Source organism: Rhizobium mesoamericanum STM3625 (genome assembly GCF_000312665.1).
In the GTDB taxonomy this organism is placed as follows: domain Bacteria; phylum Pseudomonadota; class Alphaproteobacteria; order Rhizobiales; family Rhizobiaceae; genus Rhizobium; species Rhizobium mesoamericanum.
This window is the reverse complement of record NZ_HF536772.1, coordinates 462254-477095: the sequence shown is the minus strand read 5'-3', so window position 1 is coordinate 477095 and position 14842 is coordinate 462254. Positions and strand designations below refer to the sequence as shown.

The window sequence follows — 14842 nt, the reverse complement described above, 5'->3', positions numbered from 1 at the left end:
ATGGCTGCTCGCGGTGACAATTCGAAAGCAAAGCCCGGCTCGCCCGTCGACGTCGAACCGTTGCGCCGGGCGATCACCGGCAGCGTGCGCGCGATTGCCGGTGACGGCGAGGTCGAGGTGACCTTCGCCAATGAACGCCCTGGAATGACGGCCGAGCGGATCCGTCTGCCGGAGCTTTCCAAGCGTCCGACGCTGCATGAGCTCGCCGTGACACGCGGACTTGGCGACTCAATGGCGCTGCGGCTCGCCTGCCACGACGACAAGGTGCACGCGACGATGGCGCCGCAAGGCTCCGACGCGCGAGCGATCTTTGATGCCGTTGAGCAGGCGCGCGTGGAATCGATCGGCGCGCTACGCATGGAAGGGGTGGCCGCCAACTTGCGTTCGATGACCGATGAGAAATACGCCAAGGCGAATTTCTCCGGTATCGAGCGGCAGGAGGACGCGCCGATTGGCGAAGCAATGGCCATGATGGTCCGCGAGAAGCTGACCGGCCAGAAACCGCCGGCATCTGCGGGCAAGGTGCTCGACCTCTGGCGCTCGTTCATCGAGGAGAGGGCCGGATCCGACCTCGACGGCCTTCCAAGTGTCATCAGCGACCAGCAGGCCTTTTCCAAGGTCATCCGCCATATGCTCTCCGCCATGGAAATGGCCGAGGAGTATGGCGACGACGATAGCGAGCCAGAGTCCGATGATGAATCGGAGCAGGAAGACCAGCCGAACGGCGACGAGCAGGATCAGGAAGAGGTCGACGACGACGCCGGTTCCGACGCTGCGCCCGTAGAGGACAGCGAAGTCGCCGACGAGCAGATGGAGGACGGCGAGACCGAAGGCGCCGAAATCTCCGACGACGACATGCAGGAGGACGGCGAGGAAGATTCCGAGACGCCGGGTGAAACCCGCCGTCCCAACACGCCATTCGACGACTTCAACGAGAAGGTCGACTACCGCGTCTTCACCGAGGAGTTCGACGAGACAATCACTGCCGAAGAGCTCTGCGACGCAGCGGAGTTGGAACGCTTGCGTGCCTTCCTTGACAAGCAGCTCGCACATCTTCAGGGCGCGGTCGGGCGATTGGCAAACCGACTGCAACGCCGTCTGATGGCGCAGCAGAACCGTTCCTGGGATTTCGATCTCGAGGAAGGCTATCTCGATCCGGCGCGTCTGACGCGTCTGGTGATCGACCCGATGCAGGCGCTGTCCTTCAAGATGGAGCGCGACACGCAGTTCCGCGATACGGTCGTGACGCTTCTGATCGACAACTCCGGCTCGATGCGCGGCCGCCCGATCACGGTCGCGGCCACCTGCGCCGACATCCTAGCCCGCACGCTGGAGCGTTGCGGCGTCAAGGTCGAGATCCTCGGCTTCACGACGAAGGCTTGGAAGGGCGGACAAGCGCGCGAGAAGTGGCTCGGCAGCGGCAAGCCACAGACGCCCGGCCGTCTCAACGATCTGCGCCATATCATCTACAAGTCGGCCGACGCGCCGTGGCGGCGCGCGCGTGCCAATCTCGGCTTGATGATGCGTGAAGGCCTGCTCAAGGAAAACATCGACGGCGAGGCGCTGATCTGGGCGCATAACCGCCTGCTGGCCCGGCGCGAGCAGCGCCGCATCCTGATGATGATCTCCGACGGTGCGCCGGTCGACGACTCGACGCTGTCGGTCAATCCCGGCAATTATCTGGAACGGCATCTCCGTGCCGTCATCGACAGGATCGAGACGCGCTCGCCGGTCGAGCTGTTGGCGATCGGCATCGGCCACGACGTGACGCGCTATTATCGGCGCGCCGTGACGATCGTCGATGCGGACGAATTGGCCGGTGCCATGACCGAGCAACTTGCGTCGCTTTTCGAAGATAAGGCTGTCCAGCCGCGCGGCGGTCGTCTCCGCCGCGCCAGCTAACCGCGAAGGACGCTTTCTGGATGATCCGAAAGCCCGCCGCCAACCTGATCTCGATGGCTCTCGGGCTGACAGCTCTCATGCCGCCGGCGTTCGCTGATGGCGACGTCGAGGTCCGCAGCCACGTTATCACCGATTTCAAGATCGGCACCAATGAGACCAAGTTCGGCTCTCTCGAATTTGTTGGTGGGCTGGAAATGGTCTCGCCGCAGCGCCTGTTCGGCTCACTATCGTCGATTCGGTTTCGCTCGGATAAGAGACATTTCGTCGGCGTGCTCGATACGGGTCACTGGATGACCGGCCGTGTCGAGCGCGATCCGCAGGGGCACCTGTCCGGCCTCACCGATGTCGTGATCACACCGATGAAGAACCGGATTGGGCGCAGCTTCGAAGGCAAGGGATATATGGATGCCGAGGGCCTGACGCTGCACGGGGACCAGATTCTCGTCTCCTTCGAGCAGGACCACCGCGTCGATGCCTATCCCGATCCGGGCTTCGAGGCGTCGCGTGCAATTGACACGATCCCCATACCGTTTGCCATGAAATCGCTCAGGGCCAATCGGGGCTTCGAGACGATCGCCGTAGCACCGGCCGATAGCGCGCTGAGAGGCGGCACGCTGATCGTCGCAGAACGCAGCTTGGACACGGACGGGAACGCCTATGCGGCAATCCTCGATGGACCGCTGAAGGGACGCCTGTCGCTTGCTCACTATGGCGATTTCGACGCGACGGACGGAGCCTTCCTGCCGAATGGCGACCTCCTGCTTCTGGAACGCCGCTTCAATATGGCGGAAGGCATCGGAATGCGCCTCCGCCGCATCAAGGCCGCCGACATCCGTCAAGGGACCGTCATGGACGGCGAAATATTGCTGCAAGGAGACTTCGGCTACCAGATCGACAACATGGAAGGCCTGGATACCTTTACCGCCGAGGATGGCACCACGCACGTCGTCATCGTCTCCGACGACAACCATTCGATCCTGCAGCGCAATCTGATGCTGGAATTCCGGCTGGTCGAGCCGCGAACCGGCGATACGGCACGCCTGCAAAATTGAGTGTAGCTCAACGGCCGGAATGGGATGGCTGATTGATACCCGGGATCAATCCGAGGGCAGGCGTTCCAACCTAATCACTTCTCCGTGCGCTTGGCTGAAGTAAAACCGCCCATCCCGCGGGGAAGCGAGAGTGCCCTATGGTTAAAGCGTCGCCATACGGGAGCGCGAACCGGTCAGCTGATGCGGGCCCTGCGCGCCTTGGGGCCCGCGCACCGTATCAGCACGGCTTAGAAATTGCGCTGGAAGCGCAGGAAGCCTTCAACATAATCGTCGGCGCTATAAGGATCGTCGTATTGGACGCTGAGTTTGGTCGTCAGGTTCGTGGCGATTTTGTAGTCGGCCGTGAGACCCGCGCGCCACTCATCGCCGCCGGTGAACTCGCCATCGCTATTGAACGAGGTCTTGCTGAAATACTGATAGCCGGGGGTAACCGACCACGTGTCGTTTAGCTTTACATAGTACTGCGCACCGACGGTCCATTCGGACTTTTCCCAGTAGTAGTTGGCGCCACTTGCCCAGATGCCCCAGAGTCCGAGCTGGCCCGGTCCGAGATCCGCAAACAGAATAACGCGAATGGCGCCTTCGTCAGCGTCGGTGTCATAGCTTCCCAGAAGGTAGCCGCTGACAACACCGACCTTGCCGTAAAGCTGAGCTTCAATGCCGACATTGTTCGGCTGCTCGCCAGGTATGGCAGGCTTGGGCGAGTCTTCGAGCTCATCCACCAGGACTCCGGCGCTGAAGTCCGGTGTTTCGTACATATAGCGGATAGCGTTGTGGATCGTCTGATTGCTGGAGATGATGTCCGTTTCGCCTGTACCGATACTGCGGTCGTTGTCCCACCAGGAGTACTGCATGCCGACACGAAGGTGAGCGATGCCGACATACCCTTCCTGCAGAAGTGCAGTCTGGTTCGTCGCGTTCTCGGCGTTGATGCGGAGCGTGATGACGCCGGTCAGCGTGCCATATTCGGTTTCGCTCTTGGACGAAATAGACGTCTGTCCGCGCGTCCAGGAGGACCAATCGGACGTGCCGGAGCGGTTGGGACCGAAACGCTCTTCAACGCGGATGTAGCCGCCGATCGAAAGACAGGTTTCCGTTTCCGGAATATAGAAGTAACCGGAGCCATAAGCGTCGCAGACGCGCACATACTCGACGGGCTCGGGCTCGGCAGCGACGATCGCGTCTGCTGCGGAGGCACTGGATGCCAATGAGACCAGCGCTATGGAGCTTAAGAGGGCAGTGCGAATATTCATGGGAAATCCCTGTCCATACGAGATGGGCAATGGTTTACGAGCGGCCCTTAAAGTTCCCGGACAATATCAATGTGGCGATTGGATCCATCTGTCCACTTCGTAGACGGTATTGTGCATACGCAACATTATAACTGGCTGAACGCCTTCACGTGGCGCTGAACTGTTCGCCGTTCAGAAGGCTTCGCGTAGCTCAGGCGTGGCGGCGCGCCTCTTCTTCAACTTCCGCAGCTTTGTTCGCGACAAGGCCGAATGGGTTAGCTGACACGGGCCGCCTGCATCGGGCGCAGCACGTTCATCAGAGCGCCGTAGGGCAGCAGCATTACGAGACCGACAATCATCTTTACGGCGAAGTCGCCGATTGCCCAGGAAATCCATCGAGGTGCCTGCGCCGTCAAAACGCCGAGGATCGGCGCGGATTCGAGCGCGAACGGGTCGTTCGGGCCGAAAACGACGAAGAAGGCCGCAAAGGCGAAGGAGAAGAAGATCACCGTGTCCAGCATCGAACCGATCAGAGAGCCGACGAGCGGCGCGCGCCACCAGGCCTGACGGCGCAGGCGGTTGAAGACCGAGATATCGAGCAGTTGGCCTGCGAGATAGGCCGAGCCGGAGGCGATCGCTATGCGCGGGACCGACGTGTAGAATGACAGGGCCACGCCGACGACGAAGCCGGCGAAGACGACCTTGCGGGCGGCCTGCGGGCCGAACTGGCGGTTGGTCAGGTCGGTGATGAGGAAGGCGACCGGATAGGTGAATGCGCCCCACGTCAGGATGTCGGCCAGATTGATGCCGGCGAACGCACCGTTCAACGGGAACTGAACGAGGAAGTTCGAGGCGACGACGACCAACGTCATCAGTGCGACATAGATTAGCGTAGAGCGCGTCGTCAGCATTTTTTTATCCTGGGGTATGCCACCAGTTCGAGGAACCGGCAAAGCAAAAGGCTTGTCCGGAGATCATCCGTGCAAGCCTTTTTAAGCCGTATGCAGAAGAAGCAGGCGAAGCTTACGCAGCAGCGGCCTCGGCAGTCTTCTTGACGATTTGGCGACGCAGCAGACGGGCGCGCATCGACAGTTCATTTTCGCTGGCCTTGAGCAGGAAGGCATCGAGGCCGCCACGATGCTCAACGGAACGAAGAGCAGAAGCCGAAACGCGAAGACGGTAACGCTGGCCGAGCGCGTCGGAGATCAGCGTAACCTGGCACAGGTTCGGGAGGAACCGGCGCTTGGTCTTGTTGTTGGCATGGCTGACATTGTTGCCAACGAGGACTGCCTTGCCGGTCAATTCGCACATGCGGGACATGGAACACCTATTCTTGTTTTTCTCGGCCATCAGTTGCATGCCCGCGCAAAACCGGGTTGCAATCCAACAGGCCATGATTGGAAAGTTGCGGTTCTATAGTCAGACAGGCCGTGCGCGTCAAGCCAAACCTTGGCATTTCCCGCAATTCTGTCAAAAAGCTTGTGTTTGCTTCATCGTAAGACAGGCGTATAGACCTTGATCAAAGGCACCTAACAGCCGCCTGAACAGGGTTCACTACATGGCTCATTGGAGCAAACGAATTCTTATTTCCACGCTCGCTGCGATTATGGCGATTCCCGCCAGCGCAAGCGAGATCGTGCATCGCACGGAATACAGGGTGTCCCTTGGCATCCTGACGATTGCCCGCGCCGCCTTCCTGACGAAGATCGAAGACGACAAGAGCTACCAGGTGTCCGGCGATATCAGCTCGGCTGGCCTTGCCGATCTCGTCACCAATATTTCGGCCAAAACAAGCGTCGACGGCGTGCTGCGTGGCGACCGGCTGCAGGCCTCTCGCTACTTTCTGTACTACAAGAGCGGCAAGCGCGCCCGCACTTACGAGGTGCGCTACAACAACGGCAACATCACCTCGACAACCGTCAAGCCGCCGCGCCGCCTGCCGCAGAACTGGGTCAATGTCCCGGCAAGCGATATGCGCTCGGTGCTCGATCCGATCTCGGGTCTGATTTTCCCTGCCGATGCCAATGTCTGTGCGCAGAGGCTGCCGATCTATGATGGCGAGATGCGCATGGACCTGGTGCTTTCACCCAAGGGCTCGCAGGATTTCTCGACAGCGGGCTTTAATGGCAAGGCGACCGTCTGCAATGTCCGGTTTGTCCCTCGCTCCGGCTATAAGAAGGGCCGCAGCGACATCGATTATCTAAGCAAGAGCAGCCGGATGGAAATCTGGTTTGCCAAGTCGGATGCGGCGAATGTATATGCTCCGGTCTATGTCCGGATTCCAACACAATACGGAACGGTGACGATCACTGCGGTGAAATATGGCGCGAGCTGACGGAGCAAGGTTCTCCGTAAGGAGGACATGTGAGGCTTCGGGCAACGCTGATTGGCTTTACGGCCATTCTCATGTGGTCGTTTTTGGCGCTGTTCACGGCAGCCTCCGGGACAATGCCGCCGTTCCAGCTCTCGGCCATCTGCTTTGCCATCGGCAGCATTCCCGGCGCCGTTGCGCTGATCATCAATCCGTTGCGGCTGGCTCTCCTCAAGCAGCCGGCCAAGGTCTGGATTACAGGAATTGCCGGCCTGTTCGGCTATCACTTTCTCTATTTCACCGCGTTGCGCAACGCGCCCGCTGTCGAGGCAGGGCTGATTGCCTATCTCTGGCCACTGTTGATCGTCGTTGGATCGGCGCTGCTGCCGGGCGAGCGGCTGCGCTGGTATCACGTGGCGGGGGCACTGGCTGGTCTCTCCGGCACTTTCCTGATTGTCGGGCGCAACGGCATCAATTTCGACGGGGCCTACACGATCGGCTACGGCGCGGCCTTCCTCTGCGCCTTTACATGGTCCGGCTATTCGCTGCTGACGCGTCGCTTCGATGCGGTTTCGACCGATGTCGTTACCGGTTTTTGCATGGCGACCTCGATCCTGTCGCTCGTCTGCCACCTCGGCCTTGAGACAACCGTCTGGCCGCAAGCAGTATCTCAGTGGATTGCCGTGGCCGGCCTCGGGCTTTTTCCCGTCGGCGCGGCCTTCTACGCCTGGGATTTCGGTGTCAAGAATGGCGACATCCAGATCCTCGGCGCCGCAAGCTACGCCGCCCCGCTCCTATCGACCTTGAACCTCACGCTTTTCGGCTTTGCCGAGCCGAGCTGGCGCGTAGCACTTGCCTGTGTCCTGGTCACCGGTGGTGCCGTGCTGGCAGCAAACGAGATGTTCCGGCGGAAGGCCGCGACGGTCGAGCAACGCGCCGCCGCGGAATAGCTATCAGCCGACCGGCTTCCAGTCAGGCGGCGCCATCTCGAAGGACGTGAATTGGAAGCCCGGCGCTACGGTGCACCCGACCAGCGTATAGTCTCCGCGCGTTTCGGCAGATTGCCACCAGTTTGCGGGAATAATCCCTTGCGGGCGCTCGCCCTTGAGGATGTCACTCCCAAGCACCAGCGTCTCGCTCTTTCTCCCATCCTGTGAGCGATGGAGCGCAAGCGGAGCCCCGGCATAGTAGTGCCAGACCTCGGCTGCGTCATGCACACGGTGCCAGTGGGATCGCTGTCCCGCCTTCAGGAGATAGTAGATCGCCGTCGAGTATCCGCGCGAACCACCGTCGGTGTCGCGGAACGTCTGAACATACCACCCGCCTTCAGGATGAGACTGCATCCCAAGCACTCGAATGATATCGTCCGGCGACATCAGAAATTGTCCTTGCGCCGGCGGATTTCCGCGAAGACTTCCTCGTTGGACTTGTTTTCCATCAGCAAGTTGCGGCGGATGATAGGATCGGCAGCGCGAAGGAAGGGGTTGGTTTCCTTCTCTAGTGCCAGCGTCGTCGGAATTGTGAACTTGTTTTCGGCCCGCAGGGCCTCGATTTCTTCCGCACGGAGTATCAGGCGCTGATTGTCTGGATCGATAGTCAGCGCGAAACGGGCATTTGAGAGCGTGTATTCATGGCCGAAGTAGATGGCCGTTTCATCCGGCAGCACGGCAAGCTTCTGCAGCGAGTGCCACATATCGGCTGCCGGACGCTCGAAGAGGCGGCCGCAGCCGAGTGCAAACAACGTATCGGCCGCAAACAGCAGCTTGTCATCGACGAAGTGATAACAGATGTGCCCCGCCGTATGTCCGGGTGTCTCGATCACCTGTACCGTGTGGTCGCCAAACAGGAAAGTATCGCCGTCGGCCATCGTCTTGTCGAGACCGGGGATCGCCACTGCCTCGTTGACTGGGCCGATGATCTCACAGCCATATTGCTCCTTCAGCGCGAGGTTGCCTTCGACGTGGTCGGTATGGTGGTGGGTGGTGAGGATATGCGTGATCGTCCAGCCGCGGCGGACTGCCGCCTTCTCGACCGCGCTTGCATCGGGAGCGTCTATTGAGGCGGTCAAACTGGTCTCCGGATCGTGGACAAGCACGCCGAAATTGTCAGTGCGGCAGAGAAAAACGTCTAAATCCAAAGGTTTCATAGTCTCAGGCAGCCTCTTTGTCGCGAGTATACCGGGAATGTAGAGGGTCGCGGCTTGAAGTCCAACCGCTCACTGATAACATTTGCCTCGATGCACGCTGATATCGTCGACTTACGCCAGTTCTATCATTCCGACCTCGGACGCATTGCCGAGCAGTCGATCGCCATGGCGCTTTCCTCGCTTTGGGTCCGGCTGCCGCAGGAGCGCCTCGTTGGTCTCGGCTATGTCGTGCCCTTCCTCGATCGTTTCCAGCCCGACACAGAGCGAACCTTTGCCTTCATGCCGGCAGGGCAGGGCGCGGTGAACTGGCCGGTAGGCGCGCTTTCCTCGACGGCCCTTATCTTCGACGAGGAATTGCCGCTGCCCGATTCCTCGATCGACCGGGTGCTGATGGTCCATTCCCTCGAATTTGCCGAGAGCCCGCGGGAGACCCTGAAGGAGCTGTGGCGGATCTTGGCGCCAGGTGGGCGTCTGGTGATCGTCGTTCCCAACCGCCGCGGCGTATGGGCACGCATGGAACATACGCCGTTCGGCTCCGGGCGACCCTATTCGCGTGGGCAGCTGACAAGTCTCTTGCGGGAAACGAACTTCACGCCTGGCGCGACAGCCGAGGCATTGTTCTTTCCTCCCTCGAAGCTTCGCACCATGATGAGACTGCGCAGCCTCTTCGATCGCGTAGGACGCACCCTGTGGCCAGCATTTTCCGGTGTGATCGTCGTCGAGGCGCAGAAGCGGCTCTATCAGGGCCTGCCGGTAGCCGCCCGAGCCTCGCGGCGCGTCTTCGTGCCTGTGCTGGCGCCCCATGGCGTTCCGACCACGCGCAGTCGCTAGGGCCAGGACCTGGGCCTGCCGGCACTCGACAAGGCCGCCTTTCCGTTCTATTGCCACAGGGCAGTTTTCAGCCGAATTTCTCCCAGTATTTTCCAAGGTCGATCTCATGAGCGAAGAGAAGAGCAAGCCCGTTCCGCGTCCCGGCATTCTGGATATTGCAGCCTATGTGCCTGGTAAGGAACATGCGCCGGGTGTCGCCCGCGTCTACAAGCTCTCCTCTAATGAAACACCACTCGGCGCGAGCCCGAAGGCGATCGAAGCTTTCCGCAATGCCGCAGGCAGTCTCGAGCGCTATCCGGACGGCCAGGCAACGGAATTGCGTGAGGCAATTGCTGCCGTACATGGACTGAACCCTGCCAATATCATGTGCGGCAATGGCTCGGACGAGCTGCTGGGCTTGCTCTGCCATGTCTACCTCGGACCGGGCGACGAAGGCATCATCACCGAGCACGGCTTCCTCGTCTACAAAATCCAGATCATGGGCGCCGGCGCGACCCCGGTTGTCGTCAGAGAAAAGGATCACACCGTCGATGTCGATGCCATTCTGGCCGCCGTCACGCCGAAGACCAAGATCGTCTTCATCGCCAATCCCGGCAATCCGACCGGCACCTATGTTTCGGTCAGTGAAATCCGCCGCCTGCAGGCAGCGCTGCCGAAGCATGTCGTTCTGGTGCTCGATGCCGCTTACGCGGAATATGTTCGCCGCAACGACTATGAAGCGGGCATCGAGATCGTCTCATCGAACGCGAATGTTGTTATGACGCGCACCTTCTCCAAGGTCTATGGTCTGGCCGCGCTTCGTGTCGGTTGGATGTACGCGCCGGTGGATATCATCGATGCGGTCAATCGCGTCCGGGGCCCATTCAACATGAATGCGGCAGCGATTGCCGCCGGTGCTGCGGCCATTCGCGACCAGGCGTTCACGCAGGAGGCCGCGTCCTTCAACCAGACGTGGATCGAGAAAATGACGGGCGGGCTCGAGGCTATCGGTCTCAAGGTGACGCCGTCAGTCGCAAACTTCGTGCTTATCCATTTCCCCGATGTCGATGGCAAGCGCGCGCCCGATGCCGATGAGTTCCTGACCAGCCGCGGTTATATCCTGCGCGCGGTGAAGGGCTACGGATTCCCAAATGCGCTGCGCATGAGCATCGGTCCCGAAGAGGCGAACCGCGGCGTTATCGAAGCGCTCGGCGAGTTTATGGGACGCAAGTCATGACCATGCAGTTCGATCGCATCGCGCTAATCGGGATTGGCCTGATCGGTTCCTCCATTGCGCATGACATCAAACGCCTTGGCCTCGCAAAAGAAGTCATTGTCGCCACGCGTAGCGCAGACACCCTGAAGAGGGCCGAGGAACTGCGGCTCGGCGATCGCTACACGACGTCGTCGTCCGAGGCGGTAAAGGATGCGGACCTGGTCATCGTCTCGGTGCCCGTTGGTGCGTCGGAGAGTGTGGCGAAAGAAGTCGCGAGCAACCTGAAAGTCGGCGCGATCGTCACCGATGTCGGTTCGACCAAGGCTTCGGTCATAGCGCAGATGCAGCCCCACATGCCACCACATGTCCATTTCATCCCTGGCCATCCGCTGGCCGGTACGGAGAAATCAGGACCGGACGCGGGCTTCGCCGGGCTCTTTGAAGGGCGCTGGTGTATCTTTACACCGATTGCGGGCACGGACGAGACGGCGTTGAAGCGGCTGCGGCGGTTCTGGGAAGCGCTCGGCTCCAAGGTCGACGAAATGGATCCGGAGCATCATGACAAGGTGCTCGCCATCGTCTCACACCTACCGCATATTATCGCCTACAACATCGTCGGCACGGCGGATGACCTCGAGGCGGTCACCGAATCGGAAGTCATCAAGTATTCCGCCTCCGGCTTCCGCGACTTCACGCGTCTAGCGGCCTCCGATCCGACGATGTGGCGCGACGTTTGCCTGCACAACAAGGATGCGATCCTCGAAATGCTGGCGCGCTTTTCTGAGGATCTCGCCTATCTGCAGCGGGCCATTCGGTGGGGCGAGGGCGACAAGATTTTTGATCTTTTCACTCGTACCCGTGCCATCCGCCGCTCCATCATCCAGGCCGGCCAGGATGTCGACGCACCGGATTTCGGGCGCCCGCATCCACTCGAAAAGAAAGCTTGAAAGGCTCTCATCTCAGATCGGCGGGATCGAACCCAACGGAATGAAGCCGCCGACCGTGGCGTTACCACGCGCGACCACGAGATCGACGGAAACCTTGTCGCCGCCGCCGGCCAGCGCCTTCAGCAGTTTGGCCGCGGTATCGACGGTCTTGGCGATCCCGGGGAAAGTTTGTTTGACGCTGTCGCGCCAGGGGCCAAGCTGTTCGATCTCCAGCTTGAATTTGCCCGACAGGTAGCCCTCCTCATCGAAGGAGAAGGGCCCGCTCAGCGTCATGACCTTGCCGTCACCGATGTCGGCCACGACTTTTCGCAGTTCGCCGCTGGCGCCGTAGAGCCCCTTCTGATCGCTGCCGTCGATCATGCCGGCCTTGCCGGCCACCGTCACGTCAGCACTCACTGAAAGCTTGGGAATGGCGGGCCAATCCTTGATCGCTGTATTGACCTCCGTCGCGGAAATTGCGCCGTCGAGGTCGCTATTGTTCTGGCGCAGGTGGATTTCCGTATGGGCGGCGTCGAAATTGATCGTCTGACCTGTCTGCGCGGAGACGGCGGTGCCCTTGAGCCCGTCAATGACGGTCGATGAGCGATCGATCCCCTTCAACTTGGTGATCAGGCTGGATTGCAGGCTTGCCCATTCGGCGTTCAGCGTCAAGCCATGGGCGCTGCGGATCTCTGCGGGCGAATCGAGCTCCCAGACGATATGGCCAGGCGCATAGACCTGGGCTGCGGAGCGCAGCTCGCCGAAGCTTGCCGAGACGCCATTGACGGTATCGTCCACGTCGACCTTGGAGCAGAACAGGCCAATCCGGAACGGATAGCCGCGGAAGTTGATATCTGTGCACTCGCCACTGACGCCTGCCGTATTGCCGGGCGCAATTGCCTTCAGCACGGTCGCCTTCAGTTGCGAGGCGGCATAGAACCAGCCAGCGGTGTAGAGCACGATCACCAAGACAATACCGCCCCCGAGCATCCAGAATTTTCTGCCGCTGGGGGATGGGCTTGACGCTGTCATGATGTTCTCCAATGGTGACTCATACGAGTGGGAATGTCGGTCTGGCGCGTGATATGGACGAATTTTGGGTATTTGGCTACGGATCACTGATGTGGAATCCGGGCTTCGAGTTTTTGGAGCGTTCTCAGGCTCTTGTCCGTGGCTATCGGCGTTCGCTCTGCGTGCATTCCTGGGTGCATCGCGGTACCGAGCAGAATCCGGGCTTGGTGCTCGGCCTTGATCGTGGGGGGTCCTGCCGTGGCATGGCCTTTCGGATTGCGCCGGATCAGTGGGACGAAACAATCGACTACCTCAGGGAGCGCGAGCTCGTAACGAACGTCTATCTCGAGCGCTGCCTGCCGCTACAACTGGCCGATGGCAGAACAAGCAAGGCTATCGCCTATGTCGTTGATCGCAAGCACATGCAATACGCTGGTGGGCTCGACGCGATCGCGGCGGCGCACGTCGTCCACGCAGCAAAGGGCAAATCTGGACCGAACGACGCCTATGTCTTCAACACGCTGGCGCATCTGCAGGAGATGGGCATTCGGGATCACTGGCTGGAGCAGGTGGTCGGTGAAGTGGAACGGCTGAGAAACGGGGGCTGAGCTCAGGCCGTCGCTGCCTTCGTCTTCTGCAATTCGGCGAGCCGTTGAACGGCGGTGGGGGGAAGCGGCAGGTTTGGATTGCGCTTGACGGTATCGACCAGCAGTTCGTCGCTCGCCGCCTCGGTCACGTTGATCAGATGCGCAAAGAAGGCATCCGGATCCATGCCGGGCTGGATCGGCGGCAGTATCCGCACCTTGAAATGGCCGGGATAGCGCATCGTGCTGCGTCGCGGCCAGAAGAGGCCGGGCTGCATGGCGACCGGCACGACCGGCAGCTGCAGATCGCGGTACATACGGGCAATCCCGTATTTGTAAACCGGCTCGGCGCCGGGGGGTCGGCGGGTCCCCTCGGGATAGATGATCAGCTGGCGGCCGGTTGCCAGTTCTTCCTTCGTGCGCCGCAACGCCTCGACCATCACCTTGCCGCGCGCACCGCGGTTAATCGGTATCATTCGCTGCTTCTTGGCATACCAGCCGAAGAGCGGGATCCACATCAGTTCACGTTTCAGAATGTAGACCGGATCCTTCAGCCACGGCAGCAGGGCATAGGTATCCCAAAAGGACTGATGCTTCGGCGCCAGGATATAGCCGCCATCCGGCAGGTTCTCCAGGCCCTCTATATCGAAAGTCGTGCCGACGATCTTTTCCATCAACCAGTGGCTCGACAATGCCCAGTTCTTCGGTATCTGATAGGCGACCTTGCGCGGCACCACGAAGTAATAGGGCGAGAGCACGATCATGCGAACGATGAGGTTGGCGTAAAAGATCGTGTTGAAGAGGACGGAACGCAGGGCGATCATAAACTTTCCCAAGGCCAAAGTCCGCACGAGGCGGTTGCGCCCTCCTACACGATATTGGCCGCCAGAAAAAGGTTTCCTTCGGCTTCAGCCCGAGAGGTCGGCCGAACGCAGCCCGGGATGACGACCGAGACCGGTCAAATTGCGCGCGCCAGCGAAGAGCACTTTCGCATATTCCGCGAGCATGACCCGCATGGCGTTTGGATCGGTAAACCAGTTACTGGTCTTCAGATCCGTGTTCACAACAGGATAGGGAATGAACTGGGTTTCGGAATCGACATAGGCGAGTTCCGCCAGGCTGCGCGGCATATGATAGTTGTTGGTGACGACAAGGACGCTCTTGTAGCCACGTTGGTGAATCCAGTTCGATGCTTCCTGGGCATTGCCGATCGTGTCGAGTGCATCGTAGCCGACGTCGACGCAGCAGGAAAAAAGCTCCGGCGAAGCCTGGGTCATCCTGCGGATCTGCTTCGGTGTCGTTGTCGGGTGCACTCCCGAAATCAGCAGGCGCTTGCCCGCGCCTTTCTGCAGCAGTTCGACGGCCTGGTCGATACGCTGGTAGCCGCCAGTCAGGACGACGATCGCATCCGCGCGTGGCTCAATCGGAGGCTTCAGGGTCGTGACGGAATCGGCAAAGCGAAGAAAGCCGCCGAAGATGAGGGCGACGCCAAGGACGAAAGTAACGCCGCCCCAGCGCAGCATACGCCGTACGGGACCCCGGCGCGCGGGTCCTCCCTCGGAGCGTGCAAGCTCCGTTTCAGGGCTAATCGGGGTGCGCGACATGTTGCCCATGCTCATGAATCGGAAAATATATGCAGATTGCGGCGGCGA

The 14842-nt window shown here is 60.4% G+C and carries 16 protein-coding genes; 8 read left to right on the top strand and 8 right to left on the bottom strand.

Annotated elements, in window-relative coordinates:
* Together cobT and BN77_RS02325 are read left to right on the top strand one after the other, a co-directional pair.
* Positions 1 to 1902 (top strand): cobaltochelatase subunit CobT, encoded by a 1902-nt coding sequence (cobT, locus tag BN77_RS02330; RefSeq protein ID WP_007528065.1) that lies wholly within the window; start codon positions 1 to 3, stop codon positions 1900 to 1902.
* A gap of 20 nt (positions 1903 to 1922) precedes the next feature.
* Positions 1923 to 2954, top strand: a complete 1032-nt coding sequence (locus BN77_RS02325) for an esterase-like activity of phytase family protein (protein ID WP_007528064.1) — start codon at positions 1923 to 1925, stop codon at positions 2952 to 2954.
* 227 nt (positions 2955 to 3181) lie between these two features.
* Here BN77_RS02325 and BN77_RS02320 read toward each other — a convergent pair whose 3' ends face one another.
* The 3 genes from BN77_RS02320 to rpmB form a co-directional block, all read right to left on the bottom strand.
* Entirely contained in the window at positions 3182 to 4207 is a 1026-nt protein-coding gene (locus BN77_RS02320; protein ID WP_007528063.1) for a porin, read from the bottom strand.
* Positions 4208 to 4461: 254 nt separating this feature from the next.
* Complete coding sequence (locus BN77_RS02315; protein WP_007528061.1) at positions 4462 to 5097, bottom strand: queuosine precursor transporter; 636 nt, start codon at positions 5095 to 5097, stop codon at positions 4462 to 4464.
* A 112-nt stretch (positions 5098 to 5209) separates the two neighbouring features.
* The gene (rpmB, locus tag BN77_RS02310; RefSeq protein WP_007528060.1) at positions 5210 to 5506 is read right to left on the bottom strand and encodes a 50S ribosomal protein L28; all 297 of its coding nucleotides are present in this window, start codon (positions 5504 to 5506) and stop codon (positions 5210 to 5212) included.
* A 238-nt stretch (positions 5507 to 5744) separates the two neighbouring features.
* On the opposite strand from rpmB, the gene BN77_RS02305 reads away from it, so the two are divergent.
* Positions 5745 to 6521, top strand: a complete 777-nt coding sequence (locus tag BN77_RS02305) for a DUF3108 domain-containing protein (RefSeq protein WP_007528058.1) — start codon at positions 5745 to 5747, stop codon at positions 6519 to 6521.
* 29 nt (positions 6522 to 6550) lie between these two features.
* Positions 6551 to 7447, top strand: a complete 897-nt coding sequence (yddG, locus tag BN77_RS02300; RefSeq protein ID WP_007528057.1) for an aromatic amino acid exporter YddG — start codon at positions 6551 to 6553, stop codon at positions 7445 to 7447.
* A gap of 3 nt (positions 7448 to 7450) precedes the next feature.
* Here the strand turns inward: yddG and BN77_RS02295 are convergent, their stop codons facing one another.
* Both BN77_RS02295 and gloB read right to left on the bottom strand, forming a co-directional pair.
* Positions 7451 to 7873: a cupin domain-containing protein gene (locus BN77_RS02295; protein ID WP_007528054.1), complete on the bottom strand. Its 423-nt coding sequence runs from the start codon at positions 7871 to 7873 to the stop codon at positions 7451 to 7453.
* On the bottom strand, positions 7873 to 8643 hold the full coding sequence (gene gloB / locus BN77_RS02290) for a hydroxyacylglutathione hydrolase (RefSeq protein WP_040676624.1): 771 nt from the start codon (positions 8641 to 8643) through the stop codon (positions 7873 to 7875). Before gloB ends, BN77_RS02295 begins: the two co-directional genes overlap by 1 nt.
* Positions 8644 to 8697: 54 nt before the next feature.
* On the opposite strand from gloB, the gene BN77_RS02285 reads away from it, so the two are divergent.
* From BN77_RS02285 to BN77_RS02275, 3 genes are all read left to right on the top strand, one after another.
* Positions 8698 to 9474 carry a class I SAM-dependent methyltransferase gene (locus tag BN77_RS02285; RefSeq protein WP_007528050.1) on the top strand — a complete coding sequence of 259 codons (777 nt, stop codon included), beginning with the start codon at positions 8698 to 8700 and terminating at the stop codon, positions 9472 to 9474.
* A gap of 106 nt (positions 9475 to 9580) precedes the next feature.
* Positions 9581 to 10690, top strand: a complete 1110-nt coding sequence (gene hisC, locus BN77_RS02280; protein ID WP_007528048.1) for a histidinol-phosphate transaminase — start codon at positions 9581 to 9583, stop codon at positions 10688 to 10690.
* The gene (locus BN77_RS02275; protein ID WP_007528044.1) at positions 10687 to 11616 is read left to right on the top strand and encodes a prephenate/arogenate dehydrogenase family protein; all 930 of its coding nucleotides are present in this window, start codon (positions 10687 to 10689) and stop codon (positions 11614 to 11616) included. Before hisC ends, BN77_RS02275 begins: the two co-directional genes overlap by 4 nt.
* A gap of 12 nt (positions 11617 to 11628) precedes the next feature.
* Here BN77_RS02275 and BN77_RS02270 read toward each other — a convergent pair whose 3' ends face one another.
* A complete protein-coding gene (locus BN77_RS02270; protein WP_007528042.1) occupies positions 11629 to 12627 on the bottom strand; it encodes a DUF2125 domain-containing protein in 999 nt (332 codons plus the stop codon).
* A 53-nt stretch (positions 12628 to 12680) separates the two neighbouring features.
* Here BN77_RS02270 and BN77_RS02265 point away from each other — a divergent pair, with 53 nt between their 5' ends.
* A complete protein-coding gene (locus BN77_RS02265) occupies positions 12681 to 13214 on the top strand; it encodes a gamma-glutamylcyclotransferase (RefSeq protein ID WP_040676622.1) in 534 nt (177 codons plus the stop codon).
* A 2-nt stretch (positions 13215 to 13216) separates the two neighbouring features.
* Here the strand turns inward: BN77_RS02265 and BN77_RS02260 are convergent, their stop codons facing one another.
* Positions 13217 to 14014, bottom strand: coding sequence for a lysophospholipid acyltransferase family protein (locus BN77_RS02260; RefSeq protein WP_007528037.1), 798 nt, complete (start codon positions 14012 to 14014; stop codon positions 13217 to 13219).
* Between the two features lie 84 nt (positions 14015 to 14098).
* A complete protein-coding gene (locus BN77_RS02255; RefSeq protein ID WP_007528036.1) occupies positions 14099 to 14809 on the bottom strand; it encodes a YdcF family protein in 711 nt (236 codons plus the stop codon).
* Positions 14810 to 14842: the final 33 nt, after the last annotated feature.